We start from the raw sequence: 24,201 nt of genomic DNA, 5'->3' as shown, positions 1-24,201 counted from the left end.
TAATAGAGTTGACAATTACCCCCCGTTCTAAACCTTCTATTCCCCGCCGGTGCCGAAAAGTTTTAGGATTCCCAGCATTCTCTCGGGTACCGAAATCAGAATGATGCTCTCCGATGTTCGAATTCTCGCGACGTTCAACAGAGGATCGAAAGAATCGATGCGGCTTGGATTTACGACGGTGCCTCTATCTACCCTTACGAATCCCGCCGGCTCCAGAAGCCTGAACAATTCCTTGACGGTGGAAATCGCCTTATAGGTTTCGTCGTATGCGAATAACGTAACGTCGCCCGAGCCGTCCGTCTGCAAGTACAAGATGTCTTGCCCGTCTACCCAACGAATAACTCCTTCGGAATTCAGTAACGGCAGTTGCATGCTTATCCCCTCATTCGCAAGGCTATGTATAGACGATGCTAAGACGCGGAATGATACCGATGAATCTAATATTGGTTCGACATTGTCATCATTGATCTTAATTATACCCGATTTTAATACGATTAAATATCATTTTATTACAATTCTGTACCTAACGACGAATGTAAAGCCGATCAAGCTTTCCCTACACTGTACTCAAGAGGTGTGTGGTCATGGATATGGATATTCTTAAGCTTGTCGGGAGGCGCATTCGGAGCCTGCGTAAAGAACGGGGGATGTCGCAGGAGCTGCTCGGGGAAAAGGGCGGCTTTCACTACTCCTATATCGGTCAGATCGAGAGGGGCGAGAAAAACATTTCCCTCCTCAATCTCGCGAAGATGGCTTCGGCGCTCGAAGTTAGCCTGTCCCAATTGTTCACTTACGCGGACGAGGAGGAGCAGCGCACGGAATCGGAGACCGACCTGCAGGAGATTCTTACTACCTTGAGGTATCAACGCCCCGATCAAGTCCGGATGGTACGCAATGTCGTGAGGGAAATATTAGGGGACAACGATAAATATACGACCCGATAATAAAAGCCGACCGCGATTTCTCGTCAGGTCGGCTTTCCAATGTCTATAGACGACGAAGCATAATTCAATATCGCCGCGGCCGCCCTTTCGCGGCGCTCCGCGTCTTCGCTCTTCATGGCTTCCTTCATAACGGCAATCGCTTCGGCGATCGTTTCCTTGTCTATTTCAATCCGACTACCCCCGCTTGTAGCAAGGTTCGCCGCTATTTCCGGTTGCCTGAACGATATCCAGCGGTCCAATTGCGCCAACGACAACGGGTGTCCGAATTCCCGTAGCGCGGAACGATCGTTCACTAGCTCTTGGACGTACTCGTTCAACTCGTCCAGAGGAATGCGGTTCAACCACGTCACGCCCCTGCGATGCCGCATTCCGTCATCCTCTTCCGGATCGGGAGATTCGACGTAATAATAATCCCCGAGATCCCCCAAGTAGACCGAATCCTCGTAAGGAACCAATACATAGTCCCCGTCTTGCATCGTTCGGGAGAAAATAATCGCTTCCTCGGACTTATCGCTTCCCTCTTCGTTCCCGTCTACCGACTCCAAATCGCCGATTCCCGGAATAGCGATGCTCACGAAATTATCCTTGAGGAAGATTCGCATTCTGTCTATCCCTTTCGGATCCGGCTTGATCCGGAACAAATTCATCCGTCATTCCTCCGTTGCGTTGCGTTGCGTTGCGTTACATATAGAGTCAGGTTACATTTCGTTACGTTCCCAGACATCGTCATACTCCAGCTCCATCTTGAACTGTGCCGCCGCGAACGAGCATATCGGAACGAGCTTCTTATTCTCCGCTCTGGCTTCATCAGCAAGCCGTCGGAGCATCCTCCTCGCTTGGCCCCGTCCCCGGTATGGAGGAGAGACGTAAGTGTGATTGATGATCCACGTGCTTCCTCCCAGCTCCGCATACGTAATCTCGCCGATCTGGCCATCCGGGCCGCGGAGAACGAAAGCATTCTCCTCCTTGATCAACTCGCCGATCTCGTCGGTACCGTCCGCGGACTTCCATCTGGTTATCGCATCCTTCGTTTCGTTCATCGCTTCCTTGGCTCCTAGCACAGTTGATTGAACGTCCTCCTTGATTTCTCGGATCGATTCCTTGATGTCGCTTACGTTCTTCTTGATCTCGCCTAGAGGATTTCCCATCGATTACCCCTCCTTGTCGCCGAATGGCCTTACGGCATTCTTGCTTCTTATTACCCACTGCAGCTCCTATCTACGCCTTCTTGGCACCATCCAGCGACCGTTTTTCACGCGCAGGGAAACAAGCGGCTCGGGCTTCCCCTCTCCCTGCCCGGGAACCGACGAGAATTCGAATCTTCCGGCCAGCGAGCCTAGAATAAGCCCCGCTTCCAATAAGGCGAACTGCGATCCTATGCAACCTCGGGACCCTCCACCGAACGGAAAATAAGCAAACCTAGCCCACTGGGATACCCCTTCGTCGAATCTCTCCGGGCGAAACGCGTACGCATCGCCGAATACGCCCTCTTTACGATGTATCGCATACGGACTAATCAGAAAGCTGCTATTCTTCGGAAAACGATCTCCAAGCATCGTGAGCTCCCGTTCCGATTCGCGAAGAATCGCCCATGCGGGAGGGTAGAGCCGCAACGTCTCCTGCACGGCTTGTTTCGCGTAAACCATTCGGCGGTATTTCTCGTAAGCCGGCTGAGATTTGCCCGTTCGTTGCTCCTCTTCCCGAAGCTCGTCCTGCTCCGCGCGCAACCGCGCGGCGGCATCCGGCGTCCGCTCCAAGCAATACCAAGCCCACACTAACGCGTTAGCCGTCGTCTCGTGTCCGGCCAGAAGCATCGTCATCATCTGATCGCGGATTTCCCGATCGTTCAAGGCTTGGCCGGACTCGTCCTGCGTATCCAGCAACAAACCGAGCATGCTGTCGGAATAATGCTCGGGATTCGCCCTAGCCTTGGCGATCGCCTCGTAGATCATCGCTTCCAACGTCCGAATGGCCCGTTTATGCTTCACGTGGCCCGGCGTCGGAATGCCGAACGGAAGGATAAGCGGCGAGAAAATCGTGCCCGCCGTCTCTCGAATCGTCACGTCCACCGCGGCGGCGAGCTCTGCTTTCCTCGAATCAAGCTCCGTCTTGAACAGGCTTCGGGCTACGATTCCGAGAGTCAACTGCATCATCGCTTCATGCATCGGGATAGGAGTCCCTTCCTCCAGGGAGTCGGCGAGCTTCTTGGTTTCTTCCTCTACGACCTCTGCGTAAGCCATGATTCTTTCCTTATAGAATACCGGCATAAGCGCCTTCTTCTGATGCCTGTGCACCGAATTCTCCGAAGTTAGCAAGCCGTCCCCGATCGTCCTTCGCAGAACGTCCGAACTACGACCCTTACGGAAACCCTGCTCCTGATGTACGAGTATCTCCTGTACGAAATCCGGGGAATTTATGATATACGTGGGTCGGAACGAGCTTGTCCTTAGCGATACGACATCGCCTAACGGCAATGCGTCGACGAGAAACCCAAGCGGATCCCGTTGAAACCGAATGAAATTGGCCGTACGCGACGTCGGAATATCCGTAATCCGAGTCATCGTTCTCCCCCCTTCCTTATAAGGAAATTCTATCATTATAAACATGGATTTAGCCAATTTCATACAAGGACTCGATTATCGGCGAAATGTGTGTTATAGTCGAAAAATAACAGAAAAAGGCAAACCAGCGGAAACGCTGGGACGCAAAGCTACGGATCTAGAGACCGAATTTCGGTTATGACCGCCGAGCCGCCACGCATACCCCACACGCGGCAGGACTCTGTGATCAGAGTTCTTTTTTGTTTTATTCCAACGAGACGCGAGAGGAAGGTATGACGATGAAGAGAATTGGTATGCAGGTAGGACTTGCCCTTGCGATTATGGCGGGGACTTTACCTTTGACGATAGCTTTCGACGGATCGTCCGCGCAAGCAGCTAGCACAGACTCCCAAGCGCAGCTTCGCAAGGAAATCGTTAACGCGATTGCTCAGCGCGCGGAATCGCTCGAGATCGCTTATAAAGGCAATGAAGCTTCGATGAAGAAAGATATCCGGGCTACTTTGGACGACGCCGTGAATTCGGACGACTACCTGCACTACATCGTTAAAACCTATGGCTACGAAGCTTCGATGAGCGGGGGCAAAGCCGAGATCGACTTCAAGTTCACTTACTGGGAGAGCTTGTCCGAGACGAAGGAAGTTCAGAAGCGCGTCTCGCAGGCATTACGGAAAATATTAACTCCCGGCATGAACGACTATCAGAAGGAAAAGGCGATTCATGACTGGATCGTTACCAACCTCTCCTACGATACGAGCCTCGCCGCTCATTCCGCCTATGACGGGCTAGTGAACGGCGAAACCGTATGCCAAGGGTACGCCCTTCTTACTTACGAAATGATGAAGCAAGCCGGCATTCCGGTACGAATCGTGGAAGGCTCGTCGCGCGGAATCGCCCATACTTGGAACTTAGTTCAGCTCGGCGGCAAATGGTACCATCTCGATACGACTTGGAACGACCCCGTCCCGAATGTCGCCGGACGCGTGTCGTACGATTACTACAATCTCACCGATGCCCAAATGCGCGCGGATCACTCTTGGCCGGCATCTTCATCCTATCCCGCCGCGGCGACTCCTTTTGATCAAACATTGAGCACGCTCAACGTCACCGATAAATCCAAAGTCTCCTTCTACAAGACCATTTACGAGCAACTGGGTTACGCTTATCTTGAAGATTCCCGTACCGCAACCAGCTTGCAACAATTAACAAACAAAATAAGCGATGCCGTCGATAAACGCCAAAAGGAATTGTTGGTCCGTTATACGAGAGGCGTTATGTTGAAAACGGACATGAAGAAAGCTTTCGCCGGCCAGAAAGGGATTACCGGCTATAGCTATTCTTACGAGGACTACTCCCTGACGCCGATTAACGACAAGCTGCTTCGCATCGTGTTCAAATATTAATAGCTTTCCCGGAACCAACACGAAAACCCGACCGCGGTCCAACCCGGTCGGGTTTTCGTGTTATGGCTTGCCTAAGGCCGGATATCAATGCTTCTGGTTGAAATCCGATTGGGAGAAAGCATCGCTCTCGTTCTTCACGAAGTCTAAGCTTGTGCTCAGCGTCGATAACAAGTCCTCCAGATTGGCGCTGCGCGGAATCGCCGGAAGCTCCTTGTCGTTAGCCTTCGGCGCTAGCTTGGTGACTTTGCTCTCGATGAGGGCTTTCAAAGCTTCGGCGTATTTGTTCTCGTATTTAGCCCCGACGAAGGATGCGGACATTGCTTGTATCAATTGATTGAACACGAACATATGAGCTTCGGTTACTTCCGGCTTGGACGGGTGAACGGGGACGTTAACCCGCACCGCCGGACGGATCTCGTCCTCGTATAGCATCGTCGACAAGACCAACCCTTCCTCTAGCGGCCACACGGCGGCAAGGCTCTGAACCGAACGCAGCGTAAGATATCCCAATCCGACCTTCTTCGATTGCAGAAGGCTGGCGTGAAACAACCTAAAGGCTTCTTCGCCAACCTCGTCCGTCCCGATGTAATAATGCCTCTTTAAGCGCATACGGCTAACTGCCGAATCTTCGGCAAACTGCTCTATAATCATCGTCTTTGATGCTTGAGGAGCGATCCCCTTGAGCTCCTCTTCGGAGATCTCCACGAAGTTGCCTCCGCCAAGATCATACCCCTTTCGTATTTCCTCCGGCTCGACCTTCGCATCGCAAGCCTGGCAATATTTAAGATGGGAAATCGAGCCGCCGCATGGGGCATGGGTTTGCTTAAGTGATAACTCCCTGTCTTCCGTCGCGGCATACAGCTTAACCGGAATCTGAAACTTCGCGATCTGAATCGTGCCTTTCCATACCGCGTGCATGTCATCCATCCTCTCGCTTGCGAATCTACTCTATTACTTGCGAGTATTCCCGAAGCGAGAGTGATAGATACTACTTCCATTCGGAAAAATGATGTCGCGGGCGGCACAGAAAGTTCGATACCCTCTTACTTCCTCAGAACCAAGTCCGGATGCATACAAATAGTTCCGACTTCTTCCTCAAGACTTCCAAAAATTAATTATCTGACAATTCAATTAATACGGTAGATTTTCAAATGTCGCTGTGCTATTATAGCTGTACAGGAAAGGAGGTGCGTCAACATTAGTAGCAGTCAGATGTTGAACGTATCCCTTACCCGATCCGGTAGCATTTAAGACTTTTGCTGCCGGAGGCGCGGGATACGGTTCTGGTTTGGAATAGCGCCTCTCGGGTAGAAAAGACCGTCTTCGGACGGTCTTTTTCGTTTAAACTTTGCCGCTTCGGTAAACGCCGGTTCTACATCGCTTGGATCGTGCTTCCGTCCTTATGTAAACGAATAAACGGATAGCGATAAGCCAATACTTGGAACACCTCTGTGAGGCAAGGAGAGCGAGTGCGACGGATGCGGACAGAAGAAGAAAAAATCACGGGTTCCCAGTTAGGCTTACTCCTATTCACTTTTATCGTTTCCACGATTATTTTAACCATTCCCGGATTAATGGAGATGTTTGCGAAACAAGACGCATGGTTATCCGTGTTTCCTTCGATTACAACCGGATTATTAAGTATTTGGGTAATGACCGCTCTCGCCAAACGTTATCCGGGTATGACGATTATGCAATATAGCGAAAAAATCATCGGGAAATGGTTAGGAAAATGCTTGGGATTTTATTACGTTTATTTTTGGTTCATGTCTATTTCGGTAATGGCAAAACAACATACCTTCTTTATTCATACTCTCCTATTACCTAAAAGCCCCTCCATTGTCGGGAGTCTAACGGTATTGGTCCTAAGCGGTATAGCCGTATATTTGGGAATTGAAGTTATCGGTAGAAGTACCGAATTTCTTACTCCTATGAAAATGGTTCTTTTGTTGCCGCTCTTTTTCCTAACGCTTAGGGATTTGGATCCCGGCCAATTAAAGCCGGTTTTAGCCGAAGGAATACTACCGGTCTTACAGGGGGCTATCGTTCCGGCAGGAGCGTTCATGAATCAAATGTTTATATTAGGATGGCTTCTTCCTTACTTGAATTTCCCGAAAAAAGCTCGAAAGGTTTCGTTGCTAGCGCTCCTGGGCATTTCTATTTTTATTTTTATCGTTGTTCTTTTTACGATTATGGTTCTCGGGCCATTGACGGGAAAACTGAATTATTCCTATTTAAGCGTCATGCAATATATTGGCGTCGAAGGATCATTTGAACGCCTTGAGGCAATCGCCGTTTCGATATGGGTGTTGGGAAGTTTCGAAAAGATAGCGGTGTCGTTGTTTATACTATGTCTTAGCATAAGCCAGCTTTTCGGCATCCGAAATTATCGCGACATCATATCTCCGGTAACGCTATTAGCGATCATTGGATCGGTCTGGGTTTTCAAGAATAGCTCGGATCTTCTCGCTTATCTTACGTTCATATACCCGAGCGCGGGTTTGATCACGCAAAGCCTCATCCCGTTGTCGCTATTATTGATAGACGCTATAAAAAGAAAAGCGGGCCGATCACTGCGTTAATATGAGTTTTCCGATGGGTTCGAAAATCATTTTGAAAGGGATGATCGTGCTTGGTACATCTACTCGGGCAATTAACAAGCATCCGACTAACGTCGATACTCCCATTAACCCTCCGTATACGGCCGCTACCTTGAACTTTTGCTTGCTTACCAACGATTGTATTCGTACAAAAGACCATATCATCAAAATAAGCGCAAAACCCGTTGTCTGAACGATCATTCCTCGATCTCCTCTTCTTTCCATTGCATAGGAGCCCCTGCCATTCCGGTTCCTAAAGTCAGCTTTACTTCAATCGAAACTTCTACGTCCGGAAACGTATGGTCCCATTCATTTTTTAACGTCTTCCACTGTTTCGGCTTATTCCGGTAAATTTCCCGGCCGAACCCCACGCTATCTACTTTGTATTTTGCTTGGACTTTGAATAACGTATCGCGGACTTGATTTTCGACCGATTTCTCCAACGCAACCCGCGCTATCCCGAGATTATTCGGCAGACTGATATCCAAGCGGGAATTATTTTCGGAGATATTTCCTTGACCTTCCAATCGAAGCTCGATTTTAATCCGATCGCCGCTTATTTGCGAGGTGATTCTTCGCTTTGTGTCGTTTAACACCATCCCCACCGTTCCGGCACCTTCCGGTAACTCGGCGCTGAGCCTGCCCTGCTTCAATCTATCCGTTAACCAGATAAATCCGGCGGTTTCATTTTCGTCTAAAAACCCGACTAATTTTAATTCCTTAAAAACGGCTAATCCCGCTAGACTGAAAATTTTGTTTTTATTCCCTCTTAATCCTTCCGATAAATCCTCGGCCTCTATGACTCCCATCACGGGATTGATCCCTTCGCTTGATGCAGCTATAAAAAAGTCTCTTAAAGTAACCGCCAACTCGCCTTCTAAACCTTCCATTTCCTTGACCGCTTCGATCGGCACCTGTTCGAAAGGGTATTTAATCTGCAGGATTTCTCGTCCTTCTCCCCCCTTTACGACCATAATATAAGTTTTTAACCGTTGACGCGGATCGTGAATGTAAACATCAAGAATATCCTTTACCCCGTTTTTGGCTAATGATTCGCCTATGAAAATAACGCTGCGATGCGCGGTAAATAACCTGCGCGAGCTTTTTTTCTGAAGCTTCTCGAATGCCTCGTTGGCATTCTTTCCTACGGCGGATATGACGAAATACTTCTCGTTTCGGTTACTCCCTCCGCTACCCGGCCCCGCCTGACTGGAAGAAGGAATTGCGATCTGTAACGATAATAAAAATTTCCCGTCCTCGTTTAAATCAAATGCCGCACCCGAGATAAACGCAAGATCATTGATCTCCGTTCGGTCCCAACAACCGGTTGCGATTAATACCGTGAATAGTAAGCCGATGCGGAAGAGTGGTTTCATTCTGAAGACTTCCCTTGACTTGGACTTGGTTTCTGACCTGACGGTTCACGAACCGGATCGTTAAATCCCGTTGCCTGCGGACGGCGAGTTTTAGCCCAAATAGGTGCCCGGATGAGGACATCCTTCAAATTCGCGATTGTAAGCGGGGATAGAGGCGTAAAATAAGGGATGCCGAACGAACGAAGCGATGTAACATGTAAAACGATGGCTACAAACCCAAGTACGATTCCATATAATCCAAGCGTTCCGGCCAAGAATAGCATCGGAAATCGCAGCAATCGGATTCCGTTCGCAAAGCTATATCGTGGAATAGTAAACGCCGCAATGCCGGTGATCGATACGATAATAACGACAGGAGCGGATATAATTCCCGCCTGTACGGCAGCTTGTCCGATAACCAATGCCCCGACGATGCTTATCGCTTGACCTATTTGCTTGGGTAGGCGAATCCCCGCTTCCCGCAGTGCCTCGAAAATGATTTCCATTAATAAGGCTTCGACTAAAGCAGGAAACGGAACAGGCTCTCTAGACGAGGCAATACTCAGCACGAGATTCGTCGGAATCATTTCCTGATGAAACGTCGTAATTGCTACATATAAGGGAGGAGCAAATATAGCGATGATTATAAATAGAAATCGAATCCAACGCACGAAAGTCGCGATAGGCCAGCGAACATAGTAATCCTCGCTTGCCTGGAGTCCATTCCAGAATGTCATGGGAACGATTAATACGAATGGGCTGGTGTCGACAAGTATGGCAACTTTTCCTTCTAATAACTCAGCGGCCACAACGTCCGGTCGCTCCGTACTATGTACTTGCGGAAAAGGAGTGAATGGCGAATCCTCGATAAATTCCTCAACGTAACCCGAATCGATGATTCCGTCTATCTGAATCCGAGATACCCTTTTTCGTACTTCCTCGACTATGGATTCCGAAACAATACCGTCAATATAGGTGAGGACGACTTGCGTTTGAGTAAGCTCTCCAAGCGTTATGGATTCCGTTTTTAGCCGAGAGGTTTTAAGTCTTCTGCGTATGAGTCCGATATTCGTTGAAATGTTCTCGACAAAACCATCCCTAGGACCTCGAATGACCGGCTCCGAAGAAGGTTCTTCAAGGCTTCTCTGCGCTTTGGTACTATTCGCCTTAACCATCAACGCATCGCTATTCCCGACCGTTAGAATGACGGCATAACCATTTAAAGCATGACTAACAACGTCGGTTATTCGGGAAGTAACAACCGTCTTCCCGACGGATATAAACCGATCATCCAGTACTTCGGCTTTATTGCTGCTCAAACCATCTTGTGTTCGATTAGATATCAATGGTTTCAATATATGTTCGTCAATTATTTCTTCATCAACTAGACTTGATATGTATACGACAAGCCAATGGTCTTCTTCAGCCATCCTAACCTTACGGAATACGATATCGGAGATGTTATGGAAAATACCATTCAGCTTCAACTCGTTATATTCTAAGTTCGAGGATAACTTCGAGTTCTCTAGCTCTTTAGAATGATCCTCCGGTAATTTGGGATACCCGGGTTTTATGCGCAGCCATTTTTTTATCCGTTTCACTTAATCGGCCCCCCAGAGAAAGCACTGACGAGTATGATCCCCCCTTTTCGTTAAAATATCCTTTTACTTGCAATGTCACGTTATCAAGCCCAGTGCAAACGCTGCACTGGGCTTGATATTGTTGGAATATAGCGATTACTTCTTCTTAGCGGCAAGCTGTTTGCGATACTCCAATGCGGGTAGTCCGCCCCATCCCCAATTATCGGTATCAACCTCTTCGATGACTACGAAGGTTGAATCTAACGGCTTGTTCAGAACGTTGAGCAGAAGCTCGCTAGCCCCTTTAATGAGCGCCGCTTTTTCTTCGGCTGTGATTGATTGTCGATCCGCCGTAGTCCCCTCGCGGGTTACTTGAATCGTAACGATAGGCATGTCTATTCTCCCCAATCGAAATGGATTTGTTTCGCAACTTTCGTTGCCCTTGCTTAATGACCGGCGCTCTGTCCGCCGTCAACGTGAAGGATCTCGCCCGTAACGAAGTTGGCCGATTCCAGATATAAGACGGCTTCGACGATCTCATGCGACTCGCCCATACGCCCCATAGGATGCAATTTAGCAAGAGCTTCGTGCGATTCGACGGGGTGCATCGGCGTTTTAACTACCCCCGGCGAAACTGCATTCACGCGAATACCTCTGGTCGCATACTCAATTGCAAGCGACTTCGTCGCCGATTGCAGGCCTCCCTTAGTCAATGAGGCGAGTACGGAAGGAACGGAAGCCGACGCTTGATCCACCAGACTCGTCGTGATGGTAACGACATGTCCGGTTCCTCGTTTCAGCATCTCCTCCATCGCCCGTTGGGTAACATGGAAGAAGCCGACGACATTCGTTGATAAATACGTTGCCAAGTCCTCTTCCGAATACTCCGTAAAAGGCTTAGACATGAAGATTCCGGCATTATTCACCAGCGTATCGATGCGTCCATAGTGAGTTACGCTTTCGTCGATCAAGCGATGCGCGATCTTAGAATCCGCAATATTGCCGGCAACAAACCGCACTTGCTTTCCCGTAGGATCGATTTCTTGTGCGGCTTTAGCTAACTCATGTTCACGGCGACCATTAATAACTACATTCGCTCCTCGATTAACCAATTCAATCGCCATAGCTTTCCCTAGGCCGCTGCTTCCGCCGGTTATCGCAAATACTTTCCCCTGAACACTCATAAGTTGTTTCTCCTTTCGTTCTAAAGTACCGCTCCAACCTTTACTTAATGTGATTAAAAGCTTTTATAAATTCATCTGGAGATTGTAGTCCCGATAAGCTGAGCTCCTCATTAATGACAAAGTAAGGAACGCCTTTGATTCCTAGCTTCTGTGCGCTGCGTTGGCCGGATTCGACTTTTTCTATTCCTTCGCCTTGAATGAGCCGCTTCTTAAGTCCGGCAACGTCTTCAGTGACCCCGCTGGCTTTTGCTATTTCCGCAAGTTCATCCGCATCTCCGATATTGATTCCATTTTCGAAATAAGCCGTATAGATATTCTCGATCAATCGCTCTTGCGCATCCTCTGGAGTCATAGCGATTAACTGATGGGATAAAGTCGTATTCGGTGTATATTTCACGATATCCATGTTGAATTTAAGGCCGAATTGCGCACCCGTTTCGTTATACTGCCTCATTCTTGATTCGAATTGCGCTTTCCCGCCCAACCTGCCTATCATAACTTGCCGATAATCTTCTCCATCAGTACGAATACCGGGATTAAGCTGGAAAGCATGCCAACGAACGGTTGCTTTCGTGCCTGCCGGCAATTGTTTCAATGCGGTTCGCAGACTGGTCGTTCCCATACGACACCAAGGGCAGATCGTATCCATGTAAACGTCGATGATCAAATCTTTCATTGAGCCACCTCAACCGGTTTTACCGGTTTTACCGTTTTAATATGTTGAACGTAATCGAGGCTGCTTTGTACCAACCGCTCATTCGTAACGTCGGAAGTGTCGTTTAGCGAAAAGTGAGGCAGATATTTCGCGCTGATAAAATGGGCAAGTGCTTCCATCGGGCGCAATATTTCTTGCAGCGTGTAACGATTGAACCCTGTTGCTTGATAAGATTCTTCGGTACCATAGGTCGAGATCGCAACGCCGACTTCTTTGCCCTCCGTTTTATTGCCATCCGGTCCATAAGCCCAGCCGTACAGCAATACGGAATCGAACCACTTTTTGAGCAATGGAGGCGTGCTGTACCAATAAAGCGGATATTGAAAGATGATCCGGTCGTGCGCTTCGATCAACCGTTGCTCTGCGGATACATCGATATTTTCGTCCGGGTATTTTTTGTGTAGCTCATGAATCGTGATATCGCCATGCTTTTGCAGTTCCTTCAACCATGATTTATTCCAATTGGATGCTTCGATGTTCGGATGAGTAACGATGACTAATGTTTTCATTTTGTTTGCTCCGTTTCTTCTTGAATTATTTTTATTTGTTCTCGAAAAATGTCGTGTTTTTCATAAAAATGCTTTCTTGTTTGTTTACTAACGGTCCATCGAGTTCCGTGATTCGTTTCGTTTCGATCCATTCGGGGTCGTTGCGGAATCGTTCATAATTCAGATTGCGCATCTCCATATTCGCATGCTCGACGACATAATAAAGGCGGTTGTTGGCTTCATCGAAATCTTCCCAGAATTGCGTCACCTTCATGTCGTGCTTCATAAATAATGAAATGACATGATCTCTGAACCTATCTTGGATAACCTTCATCTTGCCTGGATGGATATCATAAACGCGCAGCTCATACAACATCTGTTCTCACCACCTTTCGCGGAATGTTCATGGGTACATCATTATTTACCTATCTATTAAAAGGTAGAATTTGATCCAAAAAGAATATCCGCCTTTAAGACAAAGCGGATATCAAGCCGTTGGCAATCATGTCAAACCTGCTTAGATCCCGAAAACTTCTTGAGATTAATTGAGCGCCTTGCAACGAAGCAAGAAATTGATGAGCTTGCGCGTTCGCGGTACCTTCGAAGCGTAAATGTCCATCGCGTCGTCCCTGATCCAACGCTTGTTCCAGCCAAGTCAGATTAGCGGTGAAGAACTGGGATAAGCCTTCCCGTACTTTACCTGATAAAGTAGCCCAATCGCTGGAAAACATGACGCTCAGACAAGCGCAATAATCTTGAGCGGGACCGGCGTAAATCAAAATGAATTTGCGCAGCTTTTCCAAACCGTTCTGCGTCTCGGAATCGATTTGAGCTGCCGCGGCATTAAAACTTCTGTGGTATCGCACGATTAAAGCGTCCGCTAAGTCCTCCTTATTCGGGAAGTAGTAATGAATACTGGCAGTACGTATCCCTACTTTCTCCGCAATGTGCGCATAGCTGAAACCGTTAAATCCGAATTCCTGTACAATCGACTGAGCAGTATCCAGAATAATCTCCGACGTGTTTTTTGTTTTGTTCATGTTGTCATTCTACCTTTTAGTAGGTAGTGTGTCAACCTCTGATTTTGGTGTTGCTAAAACGGACACCATTCAAACAACGAATGAATCCAACTCTTCGACATCCGAAGCTGTAGTCGTTTCCGAATCGGAAAGCGAGAATGCGGCAACGGAAACGCGACCGACTCCAAAACGGAGAACGCCAAGCCTGAAGCAACCGTTTGCTAATACGGACTTGAGCGGTTTCAAACATAGTCGCGACAAATGAGGCAGCCCTATGGGCTGCCTCATTTGTTATTTCGTAGCCGGAGTATCCGAGCTTCCGTAGCTTTCCACGTTTTTCCAAGCATCCGCATCATCGAATCTTCCTGGGTTGCGTTGCCGAGCTTCTCCCGCGCCGGTAGGCGGGGCGGTCATAACTTGCTCCTCGACCGGCCTTCCGGCCGGATCCCCCGGCTTCGGAGCATCATCTACGCAAGTCGGAGCGGAAGGAATGGCTTCGAGTCGCTCGTAAGGAATCGGTTTCCCGCATACCTCGCATATTCCGTATGTCCCGTTCTTCATCCTCCCGAGAGCCTGCTCGATCTCGTCGAGCCGTTCCCCGAACGCGTCGTTTACGGCGTTGTCCCTCTCCCGCTCGAACGTTTCCGTTGCCATGTCCGCGGGATGATTATCGTAGGAGGAGAGTTCTCCGGTGGAATCGGTCAACGCTGCCTGCTCCTCCGCGTCGTTGATTTCGAAATGCCGGCCGATTTCTTCCTTTTCCTTCAGTAGCTTGTCTTTGAGCGTTGCGATCTGCGATTCTTTTAGGCGTGTCATCGAGTAACCTCCTTATGGATTATATTTTTTCTCGCTTGACGAGGAGTTCTTCGTCTTGGTCTTGTTCTTCTCGTCCTCTACTTGTATTTTCAGATCCTCTACCGGGATCGCATCCACGTTTCGTTCGCTTTCCCACCGATCGAACAAGCTTTCCTTGTCGGTCGGATATTGCTCGGGATGATCACGGTTCCGCTTGCCGTCGAACGCCATAGATCTCCACCCCCTTTGTTAACTATTAAACCTTTCGCGGAGATCATAACCTTCCGTGTTCACGTCGATTTTTTCGAATGTTGCGATTTCGTCGCTTTATAAATCTTTTTATACTTTTTTTAGAAACGGTTTATGGAATGTTAATAGGCGGATAATACAATGGAATGACAAGGAAAGGGGGCGCGCGTTATGTCCATTCGAACGAAATTGCTCTTCTCTTACATCGCCATGATCGCGGTTCCTGTCGTCCTGTTCGGTCTGGCGGTCGTGCTCGCGGCGGGATTGTACATACGCGATATGTCGGACGGCTTGAAGAATACCGGCCCGAGAGACGGTCCGATTCCGTTCGCGGCATTCAAGAATCTGTTCGAAGGACGCGACGAGCTTTCCTCCGGCCTGCGCTTCATCGCCGAGCATGACCCTCGGTTGCTCGGGGACCCCGCATTCCTATCGGAGACGGAAGCCGATCTCGCGAAGGCGGATGCGGGAATCGTCGTGGCATCCGGAGGCTCGATCGCCTATGCTTCTCCGGGGTTAGCCGCTAAGGACATCCTCGATCGGCTTGAGGCGGACAACAAAGACGATCGAGATACAGGATTCTTTAATTTCGATTCCCATGGTGGAGTCGATCTGGAAGGCATTCCTTACATCGGCCCCGAAGGGAGCCCCGGAATGCTCGTCATAGCTTCGGATATGGAGCCGGTTGCCCGGTTTTTCAAAAAATTCGTTCCTACTGTATTCCTGTCCTTGCTCCTGGCGCTCGTCCTCACGAACGGACTCCTTACTTACTTCGTTTCGCGAAGCATCATCAAGCCGCTTTACGCGCTTAAAGACGCCGCCGGTCGGATCAGGGAGGGAAATTTAGACCGAGAAATCCGGCTTCGTAGACAGGATGAGATCGGCCAGCTAGGTTCGGCTTTCGAGGAAATGCGAATCCGTCTGAAGGATTCCATCGGCGCCAAGGTGCAGATGGAGGAGAACCGCAAGGAGCTGCTCGCGAACATCTCTCATGATCTGAAAACACCGATTACCGCCATTCAAGGCTGCGTGGATTGCCTGCGCGACGGAATAGCGGACACCGAAGAGAAGCGGTCCAAGTACGTGGACATGATCGGCAGCAAGACGTCCGACATGGACCGAATGATCGAGGAGCTTCTCCTCTACTCGACGCTCGATATCGGCAAGCTTCCTTTCCATTGGGAGGTGCTGGACTTGGCGGATTACTTGCAGCGAACCTTGGAAGAGCTGCGCATTGATCCGCGATTAACCGGAGTGGACATTACATTCGACCGCCCCGGCAAAGATAATGTTGCACTCAACCATCCCATTCTCGTTCGGGCGGATCGCGAGAAGCTGCACCGGGCCATCCTCAATATCGTCGACAACAGCCTCAAGCATATGGAACGCGATCCGCGGCAGCTGCGATTCGAACTGTCCGGCGACGATGACGGAACCGTCGTCGAAGTGCGAATATCGGACAACGGGGTCGGTATTCCTGAAGAAGCGCTGCACTACGTATTCGACCGGTTCTTCCGGGCGGAGACGTCGCGCCATCCGAACGCGGGAAGCAGCGGGCTTGGCCTTGCCATCGTCAAGCAGATCGTGGACGAGCATGGCGGGACGGTCGAAGCCCTAAGCATAGTCGGCCAGGGAACGTCGATTCGTATTCGTCTTCCCGCTATAGCTACTCTTGTGGATCAGAGAGGAGAGTCGATATGAAGCGGATATTGATTATCGAGGATGATCCCGTCATCGCCGAGGTGCAGAAGGATTACTTGGAAGCGAACGGTTATTCGGCGGAAGTCGCCGATCGCGGGGATATAGGATTGGAGATGGCGCTTCGCAGCCGATACGACCTTATTCTGCTCGACCTGATGCTTCCCCGCGTGGATGGCTACGAAATATGCCGACAAATTCGGGAAGCCAGCAACGTACCGATTCTGATCGTCTCCGCCAAGAAAGAGGAGGTGGACAAAATCCGAGGCTTCGGCCTTGGAGCCGACGACTATGTCCTGAAACCGCTCGGGCTGGGCGAGCTGGTTGCCAGGGTGAAAGCGCACATGGCGCGTTACGACAGGTTGGTGGGTAGCGGCGAATGGCGGCGGGACGAATTGCAGCTGCACGGCATTCGCATCGATAAGCAATCACGCAGAGTGTTCGTGAACGAACGGGAGGTTCCTTTTACGGCGAAAGAGTACGACCTGCTCATGTTCTTGGTGACGAATCCGAACCGGGTATTCCGGAAAGAAGATCTGTTCGAACGGATATGGGGAATGGACGCGCTCGGCGATTACGCGACGGTAACGGTTCATATTAGCAAGCTGCGGGAGAAAATAGAGAGCGACCCTTCCTCTCCGAAGTACGTGGAGACGATCTGGGGAGTCGGATACCGTTTCAATCTCTGAAAACGAGGAACATCGCACGAATCGGGGGAAGTTTCTCATTGAACAAACTAAGCTCGCGTCAACGCAAAATTTTGCTGCTGCTTCATCTGATTTTCGCTTCGATCATGCTCGGAGGGCAGGCCGTCTTCGTCATTCTCGCATTGACGGCTTCCGTTACGGATAGCGTATCGGTGCTGCAAGCCTGCTATACGATCATGCACCTATTAGCCGATTCCAGCGTTCGGGCTTCGACGATCGGCACGACGGTTACCGGCATCCTGCTATCGGTTCTTACCTCGTGGGGATTGTTCCGTCACCATTGGCTCATCGCCAAGGAAGCACTAACCTTGCTTACGATCGGCATCGGATTGATCGGGATCTACCGATGGACTTTGAGAGGAGTTGAACTGACGGGTTTGGCGGGGTCAAACGATTGGGATACGGCGGGGTTTGCCGTGAATCACGCTTGGTTGTGGACCGGAATCGCATTGCAGACCGCATCGTTGATCGCCATGTTTGTTTTATCCGTATGGAAACCGGGCGGACAGCGCCGAATTTACAAAAGACCGATTAAGGAGGCTAAAGCACGATGATTCGCTATTCTAAAATCATTTATCATGTATTGGCTTGGATATTCGCAGCTTCCCTATTCGTCCAAGTGTTCTTGGCAGGGCTTGCCGTATTCGACGACGGAGACTGGTCGAAGCACACCGCCTTTATTCACTACTTCGAGTTTGTTCCGATTCTGATGATCCTATTGGGTTGGATCGGCCGTATCGGTTGGAAGAACGTCGTATTGACTGCCATTCTGTACGTCCTGATCATCTTCCAATATATCAGCGTAAGCCTCGACGCGCGGATGATCGCCGCTATTCATCCCGTGACGGCCTTGCTTCTATTATGGGCTGCACTGGCGTTAATCCGCCGTTCGAAACCCGGAAAGCCCGCTCAGTGAGATTCTTGGAAAAAGAAACCCCGGCCAGACGTTTCGAACGTCGAGCCGGGGTTATCTTTTTATTCGTTTCTATTCCATCGGATATTTCAGATTCCATTGCGCGCGGATCGCGTCCAGCGTGCCCATGATGGCTATCGTCTCGTCGAGCGGCATGATCGGACTTTCCAAGCGGCCTTCCCTAATCGCGTTCATGGAAGCGATCGTTTCGAAGGCATAGCCTTGGGCGACTCTGTCGTCCTTGAACGTCTCCGCTTCTTCCCCGTCGACGTGCAGCGTGGCTTCGCTTGCAAACAGAAACTGCGGGACGTGAATCTTTCCCTTCGTGCCGTAAATCCACGCATCGTTGTTCATCCAGAGACGTACCGCTCCCTGCAGGGAAGCCGTGCGTCCGCCATCGTATTCGAACAGAAGCGAGAACTGCTCATCCACTCCGGTCTCTCCGATATGAGCGGAGCTTAGAATCCGGCTCGGTTGCTCGCCGAAAACCAGCGATGCGAACGAGACCGGATAGATGCCCGCATCCAACAACGTTCCGCCGCCCTTTGCCGGATCAAGCAGCCGACTTTCCGGGTTCCAGCCCGCATCGAAGCCGAACTCCGCCTTCAAGAGGCGCGTTTCGCCGATCCGGCCTTCCCGCAGCCACCCCCGAACCTTCGCGATCGGAGGCAAATGGCGCGTCCACATCGCTTCCATGACGAATACTCCGCGCTCTCGCGCAAGCTCGACGATTTCTCTCGCTTCCGCCGCGCTCATCGTGAACGGTTTCTCGCATAGAATCGCTTTTCCGCCGCGAATTAACGTCAATGCATTTTCCTTATGAGCAGGATGAAGCGTCCCGATATAAACGATCTCGACTTCCGGATCCGTAGCCAATTCCTCGCAGCTTCCATAGGAGCGCGCAGCACCGAAGCGATTCGCGAACTCCTCCGCCTTCTCCTTCGAACGTCCGCCTACCGCTACGAGCTCCGCGCCCGGAGCATGGATCATATCCTTGGCGAAAGAGCTGGATATTCCTCCCGGTCCCATGATGCCCCATTTCACCTTGCGTTGATCCGTCATCCTATATCGCTCCTTTCCTGTCTTCTTCTATTGTATCAAAATAAACCCGCATACGGCCAAGATGAATAATTACGGTGCCTGTGCTACAATACTGGAATTGCATCGGCACTCATCTTAGGAGGTACTTCAAATGACCATGCTCATAATAGGGATCGCAGGCGGAACTGGCTCCGGTAAAACCACGGTCGCCCGCTCCGTCATCGACCGTCTCGGACAAGACAAAGTGACCTTCATATCACAGGATAGCTACTATAAAGAACATAAGCATCTTAGCAAGAGCGAACGCGAAGCGATCAATTACGATCACCCGCTCGTCTTCGATAACGAGCTGCTTATCGAGCATCTTCAGCTTCTGCGGCAAGGAAAGCCCGCGTACGCGCCGGTCTACGATTACGCGGCATATGGCCGTTCCACGACCGAGAAGGTCGAGCTGAAGCCCAACAACATCGTCATCCTCGAAGGTCTGCACGTCTTATCCGACGAGAATATCCGCAAGATGCTTTACATCAAAGTATTCGTGGACACGGATCCCGACGTTCGCGTTCTCCGGCGGGCGCTTCGCGATATCGAGGAACGCGGCAGAACCATCCAGTCCATCTTTCAACAATATTTGAAATCGGTCAAACCCATGCACGAGGCATTCATCGAGCCGTCCAAGAAATACGCCGACCTGATCATCCCGGAAGGCGGTCACAACGAGGTCGGCATTCAATTGCTGTCCATCCTAACGGAGAAGTACTTAACCGGCGCTCTGCTCGCGGATGAAATCTAATTCAAAAAGCACACCCGCTTAGGGTGTGCTTTGGGCTGTTTGGAATTTCTCGATGATAGCCGACACTTCGGCAAGTTGAACCGGCTTGCTCACGTACTCGTCCATGCCCGCAGCCAGGTATTTCTCTCGGTCGCCTTTGACCGCATGCGCCGTCACCGCCACGATGAACGGGCTTTTCTTGTCCGACTGGGTTTCTTTAATCAGGTTAGCGGCTTGAATTCCGTCCAATAACGGCATCTGAATATCCATGAAGATAATATCGTAGGGATACCGCCGGAAGGCTTCGATGGCTTCCTCCCCGTTCTGAACGAGCGTGGAATTGTACCCGAGCTTCTCGATCATTTTCTTCAGTACGATTCGGTTCACTTCGTTATCTTCCGCGATCAGAATTTTTAAGGGATTGTCCAAGTTTGCGTTCAGATCGTCCGGCGCTCCATGCTCGATAGTAGTAGATTGACCCTCCGTCCGAAATCGTGCCGTAAACATGAAGGTAGAACCCGGTTGTTCCGAGTTGGGCTCGTACCAGATTTCGCCGTCCATCAAGACGATCAGCTTCTTGCAGATGGCCAGCCCCAACCCAGTTCCCTCAGCCTTGCGCGTCATATAATGATCCACTTGGTAGAAGGGATCGAACAAACGTCCGACCTTCTCTTCGGGAACTCCGATTCCGGTGTCCCGCACGGCGAATCGAAGCTGGATGTTATCCTCCTCCCTACTTACGCACTGAATCGAAATCGAGATGGCCCCGTTGGGAGTAAACTTGATCGCGTTGCTCAGCAGATTCAAGAAAACCTGCCTCAACTTCGTTTCGTCGCCGACCATCAGATTCGGAACGTCGGGAGAAACGGAGGTGGTCATCTCGAGATTTTTCTCCAGCGCTTTCGGCAGAATCACGCTTATCGTATCCGATAAAGTCGCGCGGACGTTGAAGGGCTCCTCCACGATCTCCGCCTTACCCGACTCGATTTTGGAGAAGTCCAGAATATCGTTAATAATCGACAGAAGCGTCGTACCGCTTTTTTTGATAATCTGTACGTATTCGTACTGCTCCGGATTCAGCTCGGTCTCCATAATGAGGTCCGTCATCCCGATGACGCCGTTCATCGGAGTGCGAATCTCGTGACTCATCATAGCCAGGAATTCGCTCTTCGCCTTGTTCGTTTTCTCGGCGGCCTCCTTCTCGATAATCAGCCGCTTCTGTTCGGTCATATCTTTCGCGATGAGGTAGAACCCCCGATTCTCCTCGTGAATGATAATCGGAGCGACGGTCGCCAGTACTTCAACCGAAGAGCCGTCTTTGTGTCGTACGGCGTTGATTTCTTTTTCGGCCTTCGAGTAATCTTCCGTCACCGCGAGCACGTTAAACAGATTCCTCTCTCCGATGACGGCGGCTATCGGGGTTCCGATTAACTCTTTAATCTTAAATCCGGTTAGCTGCTCCGCCATTAAATTCCCGTTAATGATGATGCCGTCCAAGCCGAACGAAATAATCGCATCGTGATTGTACTTCTTAAGCGACGTATAACGCTCGATGCTTTCCTGAAGCTTGAGCTCCGCGATTTTGCTCTTCGTGATGTCGATGACTTGGGAAATAAAATACATAGGTCTTCCGTCTTCTTCGTCGCGAACGAGAGAGACATGCAACGACGTCCATATGTTATCGCCGTTCTTATTCAAGAACTGCTTCTCTATTTCGAAAGTCGAAGTAACGCCGTCGAATAGTTCCTTAAGCAAGCGCGTGTTCGTTATCGCGCTATCCGAGTAGATGAAGTCCGTCGCCTCGAGCATCAGCAACTCCTCTTCCGTATATCCGAAGATCGAGCACGCCGAAGGATTGACGCTTATCCATTTCCCTTCGACGGATACTAACGCTATTCCGATCGGGGCGTTCTTGAATACGTGTTCGAAAACGGACTGTTGGCCGAATACATCTAGATCGAGCATTCCCGCACCCCCCTGTTACCGACTATTATACCTTTGCGCGTTTCGATGTACTATCTAGATTTCCGCCCATGCCGATAAAGAAGGCATGAGTTGCCTCGCATCTTCGTAGCCTTGCAGGTAAAGCGCATGAAGCTTGGCCGGATCGCGTTCCATCCGGCCAACGCTCAAGGGCTGTCGTGGCCGAATGACGAATGTCGTTCCGCTGCGTTCCTGCTCGTTAATGTAGTCCAACGTCTCGTTGTAGATTTCGTGGCGACGGAGCATCGTCTTCACGAATTCGGGATATTTGCCGTAAGCCCGACGAACGAGCCAAGAAAATTTGTTCCTCGATTTCCGGTATTGTTCGTTCCTCGTTAGGATGAGAACGTTCTTCCGGTAACCGTCCCGTTCCGCTTGGCGAAGCGGAATCGGATCGGAGATTCCGCCGTCCAGCAATTTCTTGCCCTCGAATTCCACGATCGGCGCGATGAAAGGCAATGAACTGGACGCTCGCAGCACCTTCAGCAGATCGAATTTCTCGGCGCTCTTACTATAATAGACCGTTTCGCCCGTCGTGCAATCCGTCGTTCCTACGACGAACTCCTCTTGGCTGGCCATGAAAGCTTGGTAGTCGAAGGGGACCAACGAATTCGGGATTTCATCGAAGATGAAGTCCATTCCGAACAGCTGACCGTTCTTCAGCAGATTCCTCCAAGAGATGTATCGGGGGTCGTTCACCCAATCGATATTGACGATCTTGTTGCGGCCTTGCTGCCTGGACAAATAGCTCGCCGCCATGCATGCTCCCGCCGAAACGCCGATCGTATAGGGGAAATACTTGTTTTGTTCCGCGAAATACTCCAGCACGCCTGCCGTATAGACGGCGCGCATGCCTCCGCCTTCCAATACTAAGCCGATGGATTCCATAGTTCACCCTCCCTCGCCTTATTATACAAAATTCGGCGGAATTGTCCCAACGCTGGGGATGATGGCTAAGTCCGGCGGATGCGCAAGGTCAGAGGGAAAATTTCTATTGAATGATAACGATTGTCCATGCACAATAGTAAAAGGCCGAATTATCCTAATATGCCAAAGCGAGGATGAAATTAATGAGAGACAAGCTGAAGGGCTTGGTAGTTGGCTTACTGATCGGTTCCCTGGTTACGGGTTCCATGGCTTATGCCGCCAACGGCAAGACGATTAACGTGATTTTGCGGGACTTGAAGTTCAAGCTTGACGGCACGGACAAACCAAGCGCAAGCTCAACCGGCATCGTCTACGACAATACGGTTTACGTTCCGATTCGATCCGTCGCGGGTGCGATCGGCAAGCCCGTTGCATTCGACAACAAAACCGGCACGGTATCGATCGGCGCTTCGTCGATAGCCGTCTACAAGGGCGGCACGATTACGCTGGCGGAGCTTGACGCCTACGAGGCGGCAAGCAGCTTCATCTTCGGACCACCCGCTCAAGCGGATAAAGAGCTGGCGGTTAAAAATCTGATCGCCATCAAGCTGCTGTCGGCGAAAGCCGAAGCCGCCTTCGGCAAAGAAGCAACAAGCGTAGCGGCTACGGAATGGAAGAATATGGCGCAAAACTTAGGTTCTGCCGAACAAATGACCGCCGCTTTGAAGACGGCCAAGTTGACCGAATCAGATATCAAGCTTTTCATCAAGCAGCAGTTCCTGACCGGCAAAGCACTTGAAAGCATGATCGACCGCCCGATGCTTCAAGCCGAATACGATCGCCAGCGCCAAGCGGATTCCGCCGCATTCGTTATTGCCGATATCCGGCACATTCTGGTCGCTACGACGGATAACGATACCGGTAAAGCGATCCGCACGGAAGAAGAAGCGCTTGCCAGAGCCAAGGAAGCGCAGGGCAAGCTTAAAGCAGGCGGAACTTTCGAAGCTCTAGCCAAGGAATATTCGGATGACCCCGGCTCGAAGGAAACGGGCGGATTGTACGCGGATGCGCCACTGAGCCAATATGTTGAAGCGTTCAAGAAGGCTGGCGCCGAATTACCGCTCAACGAAATCAGCGAGCCGATTAAATCCGAATTCGGATACCATATCATGAAGGTCGAATCGCGGGTCGTTCAGACGCTCGAGCAAGTGAAAAGCCAGTTGCTCCCGAGCCTTATCAATCAAGCTTTCCAAAACTATTTCGACAAGAATCTGCCGGCTCTCATACAATCCATCAAGCTTCCGACGAAATAATGCGCCTTTACTAGCAG

The 24,201-nt window shown here is 50.3% G+C and carries 28 protein-coding genes and 1 riboswitch; of the genes, 9 read left to right on the top strand and 19 right to left on the bottom strand.

All coding sequences use genetic code 11. From position 1 onward, the window contains the following. Positions 1 to 36: 36 nt before the first annotated feature. On the bottom strand, positions 37 to 372 hold the full coding sequence (locus DFP95_RS15735) for a LytTR family DNA-binding domain-containing protein (protein WP_115993593.1): 336 nt from the start codon (positions 370 to 372) through the stop codon (positions 37 to 39). A gap of 212 nt (positions 373 to 584) precedes the next feature. Between DFP95_RS15735 and DFP95_RS15730 the strand changes: the two genes are divergently transcribed. Then, the gene (locus DFP95_RS15730; protein WP_115993592.1) at positions 585 to 944 is read left to right on the top strand and encodes a helix-turn-helix domain-containing protein; all 360 of its coding nucleotides are present in this window, start codon (positions 585 to 587) and stop codon (positions 942 to 944) included. 23 nt (positions 945 to 967) lie between these two features. Here DFP95_RS15730 and DFP95_RS15725 read toward each other — a convergent pair whose 3' ends face one another. The 3 genes from DFP95_RS15725 to DFP95_RS15715 form a co-directional block, all read right to left on the bottom strand. Further along, positions 968 to 1,591, bottom strand: coding sequence for a hypothetical protein (locus tag DFP95_RS15725; protein ID WP_115993591.1), 624 nt, complete (start codon positions 1,589 to 1,591; stop codon positions 968 to 970). Positions 1,592 to 1,642: 51 nt separating this feature from the next. After that, on the bottom strand, positions 1,643 to 2,092 hold the full coding sequence (locus DFP95_RS15720) for a GNAT family N-acetyltransferase (protein ID WP_115993590.1): 450 nt from the start codon (positions 2,090 to 2,092) through the stop codon (positions 1,643 to 1,645). Between the two features lie 66 nt (positions 2,093 to 2,158). Beyond that, complete coding sequence (locus DFP95_RS15715; RefSeq protein WP_115993589.1) at positions 2,159 to 3,505, bottom strand: cytochrome P450; 1,347 nt, start codon at positions 3,503 to 3,505, stop codon at positions 2,159 to 2,161. Positions 3,506 to 3,613: 108 nt separating this feature from the next. Next, positions 3,614 to 3,702, top strand: a riboswitch (cyclic di-GMP riboswitch). Positions 3,703 to 3,783: 81 nt separating this feature from the next. On the opposite strand from DFP95_RS15715, the gene DFP95_RS15710 reads away from it, so the two are divergent. After that, complete coding sequence (locus DFP95_RS15710; RefSeq protein WP_181907451.1) at positions 3,784 to 4,905, top strand: transglutaminase domain-containing protein; 1,122 nt, start codon at positions 3,784 to 3,786, stop codon at positions 4,903 to 4,905. 84 nt (positions 4,906 to 4,989) lie between these two features. On the opposite strand, the gene ku is transcribed toward DFP95_RS15710, so the two are convergent. Then, entirely contained in the window at positions 4,990 to 5,823 is an 834-nt protein-coding gene (ku, locus tag DFP95_RS15705) for a non-homologous end joining protein Ku (RefSeq protein WP_181907450.1), read from the bottom strand. A gap of 560 nt (positions 5,824 to 6,383) precedes the next feature. On the opposite strand from ku, the gene DFP95_RS15700 reads away from it, so the two are divergent. Further along, on the top strand, positions 6,384 to 7,487 hold the full coding sequence (locus DFP95_RS15700; protein ID WP_115993586.1) for a GerAB/ArcD/ProY family transporter: 1,104 nt from the start codon (positions 6,384 to 6,386) through the stop codon (positions 7,485 to 7,487). On the opposite strand, the gene DFP95_RS15695 is transcribed toward DFP95_RS15700, so the two are convergent. The 11 genes from DFP95_RS15695 to DFP95_RS15645 form a co-directional block, all read right to left on the bottom strand. Then, positions 7,476 to 7,706 (bottom strand): hypothetical protein, encoded by a 231-nt coding sequence (locus DFP95_RS15695; protein ID WP_115993585.1) that lies wholly within the window; start codon positions 7,704 to 7,706, stop codon positions 7,476 to 7,478. The two genes, DFP95_RS15700 and DFP95_RS15695, sit on opposite strands and share 12 nt — an antisense overlap. Next, complete coding sequence (locus tag DFP95_RS15690) at positions 7,703 to 8,881, bottom strand: Ger(x)C family spore germination protein (protein WP_115993584.1); 1,179 nt, start codon at positions 8,879 to 8,881, stop codon at positions 7,703 to 7,705. The genes DFP95_RS15695 and DFP95_RS15690 overlap by 4 nt, the downstream gene beginning before the upstream one ends. Beyond that, positions 8,878 to 10,461 (bottom strand): spore germination protein, encoded by a 1,584-nt coding sequence (locus DFP95_RS15685; protein WP_115993583.1) that lies wholly within the window; start codon positions 10,459 to 10,461, stop codon positions 8,878 to 8,880. Before DFP95_RS15685 ends, DFP95_RS15690 begins: the two co-directional genes overlap by 4 nt. A gap of 135 nt (positions 10,462 to 10,596) precedes the next feature. Next, a complete protein-coding gene (locus tag DFP95_RS15680) occupies positions 10,597 to 10,833 on the bottom strand; it encodes a tautomerase family protein (protein WP_115993582.1) in 237 nt (78 codons plus the stop codon). Between the two features lie 53 nt (positions 10,834 to 10,886). Then, a complete protein-coding gene (locus DFP95_RS15675; RefSeq protein WP_115993581.1) occupies positions 10,887 to 11,624 on the bottom strand; it encodes an SDR family NAD(P)-dependent oxidoreductase in 738 nt (245 codons plus the stop codon). A gap of 40 nt (positions 11,625 to 11,664) precedes the next feature. Further along, positions 11,665 to 12,300 (bottom strand): DsbA family oxidoreductase, encoded by a 636-nt coding sequence (locus DFP95_RS15670; protein ID WP_115993580.1) that lies wholly within the window; start codon positions 12,298 to 12,300, stop codon positions 11,665 to 11,667. Continuing rightward, on the bottom strand, positions 12,297 to 12,848 hold the full coding sequence (locus DFP95_RS15665) for an NAD(P)H-dependent oxidoreductase (protein WP_115993579.1): 552 nt from the start codon (positions 12,846 to 12,848) through the stop codon (positions 12,297 to 12,299). The genes DFP95_RS15670 and DFP95_RS15665 overlap by 4 nt, the downstream gene beginning before the upstream one ends. Positions 12,849 to 12,879: 31 nt before the next feature. Beyond that, positions 12,880 to 13,203 (bottom strand): NIPSNAP family protein, encoded by a 324-nt coding sequence (locus DFP95_RS15660; RefSeq protein ID WP_115993578.1) that lies wholly within the window; start codon positions 13,201 to 13,203, stop codon positions 12,880 to 12,882. 94 nt (positions 13,204 to 13,297) lie between these two features. Continuing rightward, positions 13,298 to 13,867, bottom strand: coding sequence for a TetR/AcrR family transcriptional regulator (locus DFP95_RS15655; protein WP_115993577.1), 570 nt, complete (start codon positions 13,865 to 13,867; stop codon positions 13,298 to 13,300). A gap of 270 nt (positions 13,868 to 14,137) precedes the next feature. Then, positions 14,138 to 14,662, bottom strand: a complete 525-nt coding sequence (locus DFP95_RS15650; protein WP_115993576.1) for a TraR/DksA C4-type zinc finger protein — start codon at positions 14,660 to 14,662, stop codon at positions 14,138 to 14,140. 12 nt (positions 14,663 to 14,674) lie between these two features. Then, positions 14,675 to 14,872 carry a hypothetical protein gene (locus DFP95_RS15645; protein ID WP_115993575.1) on the bottom strand — a complete coding sequence of 66 codons (198 nt, stop codon included), beginning with the start codon at positions 14,870 to 14,872 and terminating at the stop codon, positions 14,675 to 14,677. Between the two features lie 189 nt (positions 14,873 to 15,061). Here DFP95_RS15645 and DFP95_RS15640 point away from each other — a divergent pair, with 189 nt between their 5' ends. From DFP95_RS15640 to DFP95_RS15625, 4 genes are read left to right on the top strand one after another with little or no spacing between them, the layout of a single operon-like run. Then, positions 15,062 to 16,591 carry a sensor histidine kinase gene (locus tag DFP95_RS15640; RefSeq protein WP_245987691.1) on the top strand — a complete coding sequence of 510 codons (1,530 nt, stop codon included), beginning with the start codon at positions 15,062 to 15,064 and terminating at the stop codon, positions 16,589 to 16,591. After that, positions 16,588 to 17,277 carry a response regulator transcription factor gene (locus DFP95_RS15635; protein ID WP_115993574.1) on the top strand — a complete coding sequence of 230 codons (690 nt, stop codon included), beginning with the start codon at positions 16,588 to 16,590 and terminating at the stop codon, positions 17,275 to 17,277. Before DFP95_RS15640 ends, DFP95_RS15635 begins: the two co-directional genes overlap by 4 nt. Before the next feature lie 38 nt (positions 17,278 to 17,315). After that, complete coding sequence (locus DFP95_RS15630; protein WP_115993573.1) at positions 17,316 to 17,849, top strand: hypothetical protein; 534 nt, start codon at positions 17,316 to 17,318, stop codon at positions 17,847 to 17,849. Beyond that, complete coding sequence (locus DFP95_RS15625; protein ID WP_115993572.1) at positions 17,846 to 18,211, top strand: DUF6220 domain-containing protein; 366 nt, start codon at positions 17,846 to 17,848, stop codon at positions 18,209 to 18,211. The genes DFP95_RS15630 and DFP95_RS15625 overlap by 4 nt, the downstream gene beginning before the upstream one ends. A gap of 69 nt (positions 18,212 to 18,280) precedes the next feature. On the opposite strand, the gene DFP95_RS15620 is transcribed toward DFP95_RS15625, so the two are convergent. Beyond that, entirely contained in the window at positions 18,281 to 19,270 is a 990-nt protein-coding gene (locus tag DFP95_RS15620) for a Gfo/Idh/MocA family protein (protein WP_115993571.1), read from the bottom strand. Positions 19,271 to 19,406: 136 nt separating this feature from the next. Here DFP95_RS15620 and udk point away from each other — a divergent pair, with 136 nt between their 5' ends. Then, positions 19,407 to 20,042 carry a uridine kinase gene (gene udk / locus DFP95_RS15615; RefSeq protein ID WP_115993638.1) on the top strand — a complete coding sequence of 212 codons (636 nt, stop codon included), beginning with the start codon at positions 19,407 to 19,409 and terminating at the stop codon, positions 20,040 to 20,042. Between the two features lie 18 nt (positions 20,043 to 20,060). Here the strand turns inward: udk and DFP95_RS15610 are convergent, their stop codons facing one another. Both DFP95_RS15610 and DFP95_RS15605 read right to left on the bottom strand, forming a co-directional pair. After that, positions 20,061 to 21,986 (bottom strand): PAS domain S-box protein, encoded by a 1,926-nt coding sequence (locus tag DFP95_RS15610; protein ID WP_115993570.1) that lies wholly within the window; start codon positions 21,984 to 21,986, stop codon positions 20,061 to 20,063. Positions 21,987 to 22,040: 54 nt separating this feature from the next. Then, positions 22,041 to 22,892 (bottom strand): patatin-like phospholipase family protein, encoded by an 852-nt coding sequence (locus DFP95_RS15605; protein WP_115993569.1) that lies wholly within the window; start codon positions 22,890 to 22,892, stop codon positions 22,041 to 22,043. Positions 22,893 to 23,074: 182 nt separating this feature from the next. Here DFP95_RS15605 and DFP95_RS15600 point away from each other — a divergent pair, with 182 nt between their 5' ends. Next, positions 23,075 to 24,184 carry a peptidylprolyl isomerase gene (locus DFP95_RS15600; RefSeq protein ID WP_181907449.1) on the top strand — a complete coding sequence of 370 codons (1,110 nt, stop codon included), beginning with the start codon at positions 23,075 to 23,077 and terminating at the stop codon, positions 24,182 to 24,184. The last annotated feature ends 17 nt before the right edge of the window (positions 24,185 to 24,201 follow it).

Source organism: Cohnella lupini (genome assembly GCF_003386205.1).
Taxonomy (GTDB): domain Bacteria; phylum Bacillota; class Bacilli; order Paenibacillales; family Paenibacillaceae; genus Cohnella; species Cohnella lupini.
This window is presented reverse-complemented; position numbering and strand designations above follow the sequence as displayed.

Excerpts from the sequence above, each read along its gene's own strand:
- DFP95_RS15720 (WP_115993590.1), bottom strand. The coding sequence starts at position 2,092 with ATGGGAAATCCTCTAGGCGAGATCAAGAAGAACGTAAGCGACATCAAG.
- DFP95_RS15635 (WP_115993574.1), top strand. The coding sequence starts at position 16,588 with ATGAAGCGGATATTGATTATCGAGGATGATCCCGTCATCGCCGAGGTG.
- DFP95_RS15645 (WP_115993575.1), bottom strand. The coding sequence starts at position 14,872 with ATGGCGTTCGACGGCAAGCGGAACCGTGATCATCCCGAGCAATATCCG.
- DFP95_RS15730 (WP_115993592.1), top strand. The coding sequence starts at position 585 with ATGGATATGGATATTCTTAAGCTTGTCGGGAGGCGCATTCGGAGCCTG.
- DFP95_RS15680 (WP_115993582.1), bottom strand. The coding sequence starts at position 10,833 with ATGCCTATCGTTACGATTCAAGTAACCCGCGAGGGGACTACGGCGGAT.
- DFP95_RS15715 (WP_115993589.1), bottom strand. The coding sequence starts at position 3,505 with ATGACTCGGATTACGGATATTCCGACGTCGCGTACGGCCAATTTCATT.
- DFP95_RS15700 (WP_115993586.1), top strand. The coding sequence starts at position 6,384 with ATGCGGACAGAAGAAGAAAAAATCACGGGTTCCCAGTTAGGCTTACTC.
- DFP95_RS15690 (WP_115993584.1), bottom strand. The coding sequence starts at position 8,881 with ATGAAACCACTCTTCCGCATCGGCTTACTATTCACGGTATTAATCGCA.
- DFP95_RS15665 (WP_115993579.1), bottom strand. The coding sequence starts at position 12,848 with ATGAAAACATTAGTCATCGTTACTCATCCGAACATCGAAGCATCCAAT.
- ku (WP_181907450.1), bottom strand. The coding sequence starts at position 5,823 with ATGCACGCGGTATGGAAAGGCACGATTCAGATCGCGAAGTTTCAGATT.
- udk (WP_115993638.1), top strand. The coding sequence starts at position 19,407 with ATGCTCATAATAGGGATCGCAGGCGGAACTGGCTCCGGTAAAACCACG.
- DFP95_RS15695 (WP_115993585.1), bottom strand. The coding sequence starts at position 7,706 with ATGATCGTTCAGACAACGGGTTTTGCGCTTATTTTGATGATATGGTCT.
- DFP95_RS15725 (WP_115993591.1), bottom strand. The coding sequence starts at position 1,591 with ATGAATTTGTTCCGGATCAAGCCGGATCCGAAAGGGATAGACAGAATG.
- DFP95_RS15660 (WP_115993578.1), bottom strand. The coding sequence starts at position 13,203 with ATGTTGTATGAGCTGCGCGTTTATGATATCCATCCAGGCAAGATGAAG.
- DFP95_RS15600 (WP_181907449.1), top strand. The coding sequence starts at position 23,075 with ATGAGAGACAAGCTGAAGGGCTTGGTAGTTGGCTTACTGATCGGTTCC.
- DFP95_RS15610 (WP_115993570.1), bottom strand. The coding sequence starts at position 21,986 with ATGCTCGATCTAGATGTATTCGGCCAACAGTCCGTTTTCGAACACGTA.
- DFP95_RS15625 (WP_115993572.1), top strand. The coding sequence starts at position 17,846 with ATGATTCGCTATTCTAAAATCATTTATCATGTATTGGCTTGGATATTC.
- DFP95_RS15620 (WP_115993571.1), bottom strand. The coding sequence starts at position 19,270 with ATGACGGATCAACGCAAGGTGAAATGGGGCATCATGGGACCGGGAGGA.
- DFP95_RS15675 (WP_115993581.1), bottom strand. The coding sequence starts at position 11,624 with ATGAGTGTTCAGGGGAAAGTATTTGCGATAACCGGCGGAAGCAGCGGC.
- DFP95_RS15735 (WP_115993593.1), bottom strand. The coding sequence starts at position 372 with ATGCAACTGCCGTTACTGAATTCCGAAGGAGTTATTCGTTGGGTAGAC.
- DFP95_RS15640 (WP_245987691.1), top strand. The coding sequence starts at position 15,062 with ATGTCCATTCGAACGAAATTGCTCTTCTCTTACATCGCCATGATCGCG.
- DFP95_RS15670 (WP_115993580.1), bottom strand. The coding sequence starts at position 12,300 with ATGAAAGATTTGATCATCGACGTTTACATGGATACGATCTGCCCTTGG.
- DFP95_RS15650 (WP_115993576.1), bottom strand. The coding sequence starts at position 14,662 with ATGACACGCCTAAAAGAATCGCAGATCGCAACGCTCAAAGACAAGCTA.
- DFP95_RS15605 (WP_115993569.1), bottom strand. The coding sequence starts at position 22,892 with ATGGAATCCATCGGCTTAGTATTGGAAGGCGGAGGCATGCGCGCCGTC.
- DFP95_RS15710 (WP_181907451.1), top strand. The coding sequence starts at position 3,784 with ATGAAGAGAATTGGTATGCAGGTAGGACTTGCCCTTGCGATTATGGCG.
- DFP95_RS15655 (WP_115993577.1), bottom strand. The coding sequence starts at position 13,867 with ATGAACAAAACAAAAAACACGTCGGAGATTATTCTGGATACTGCTCAG.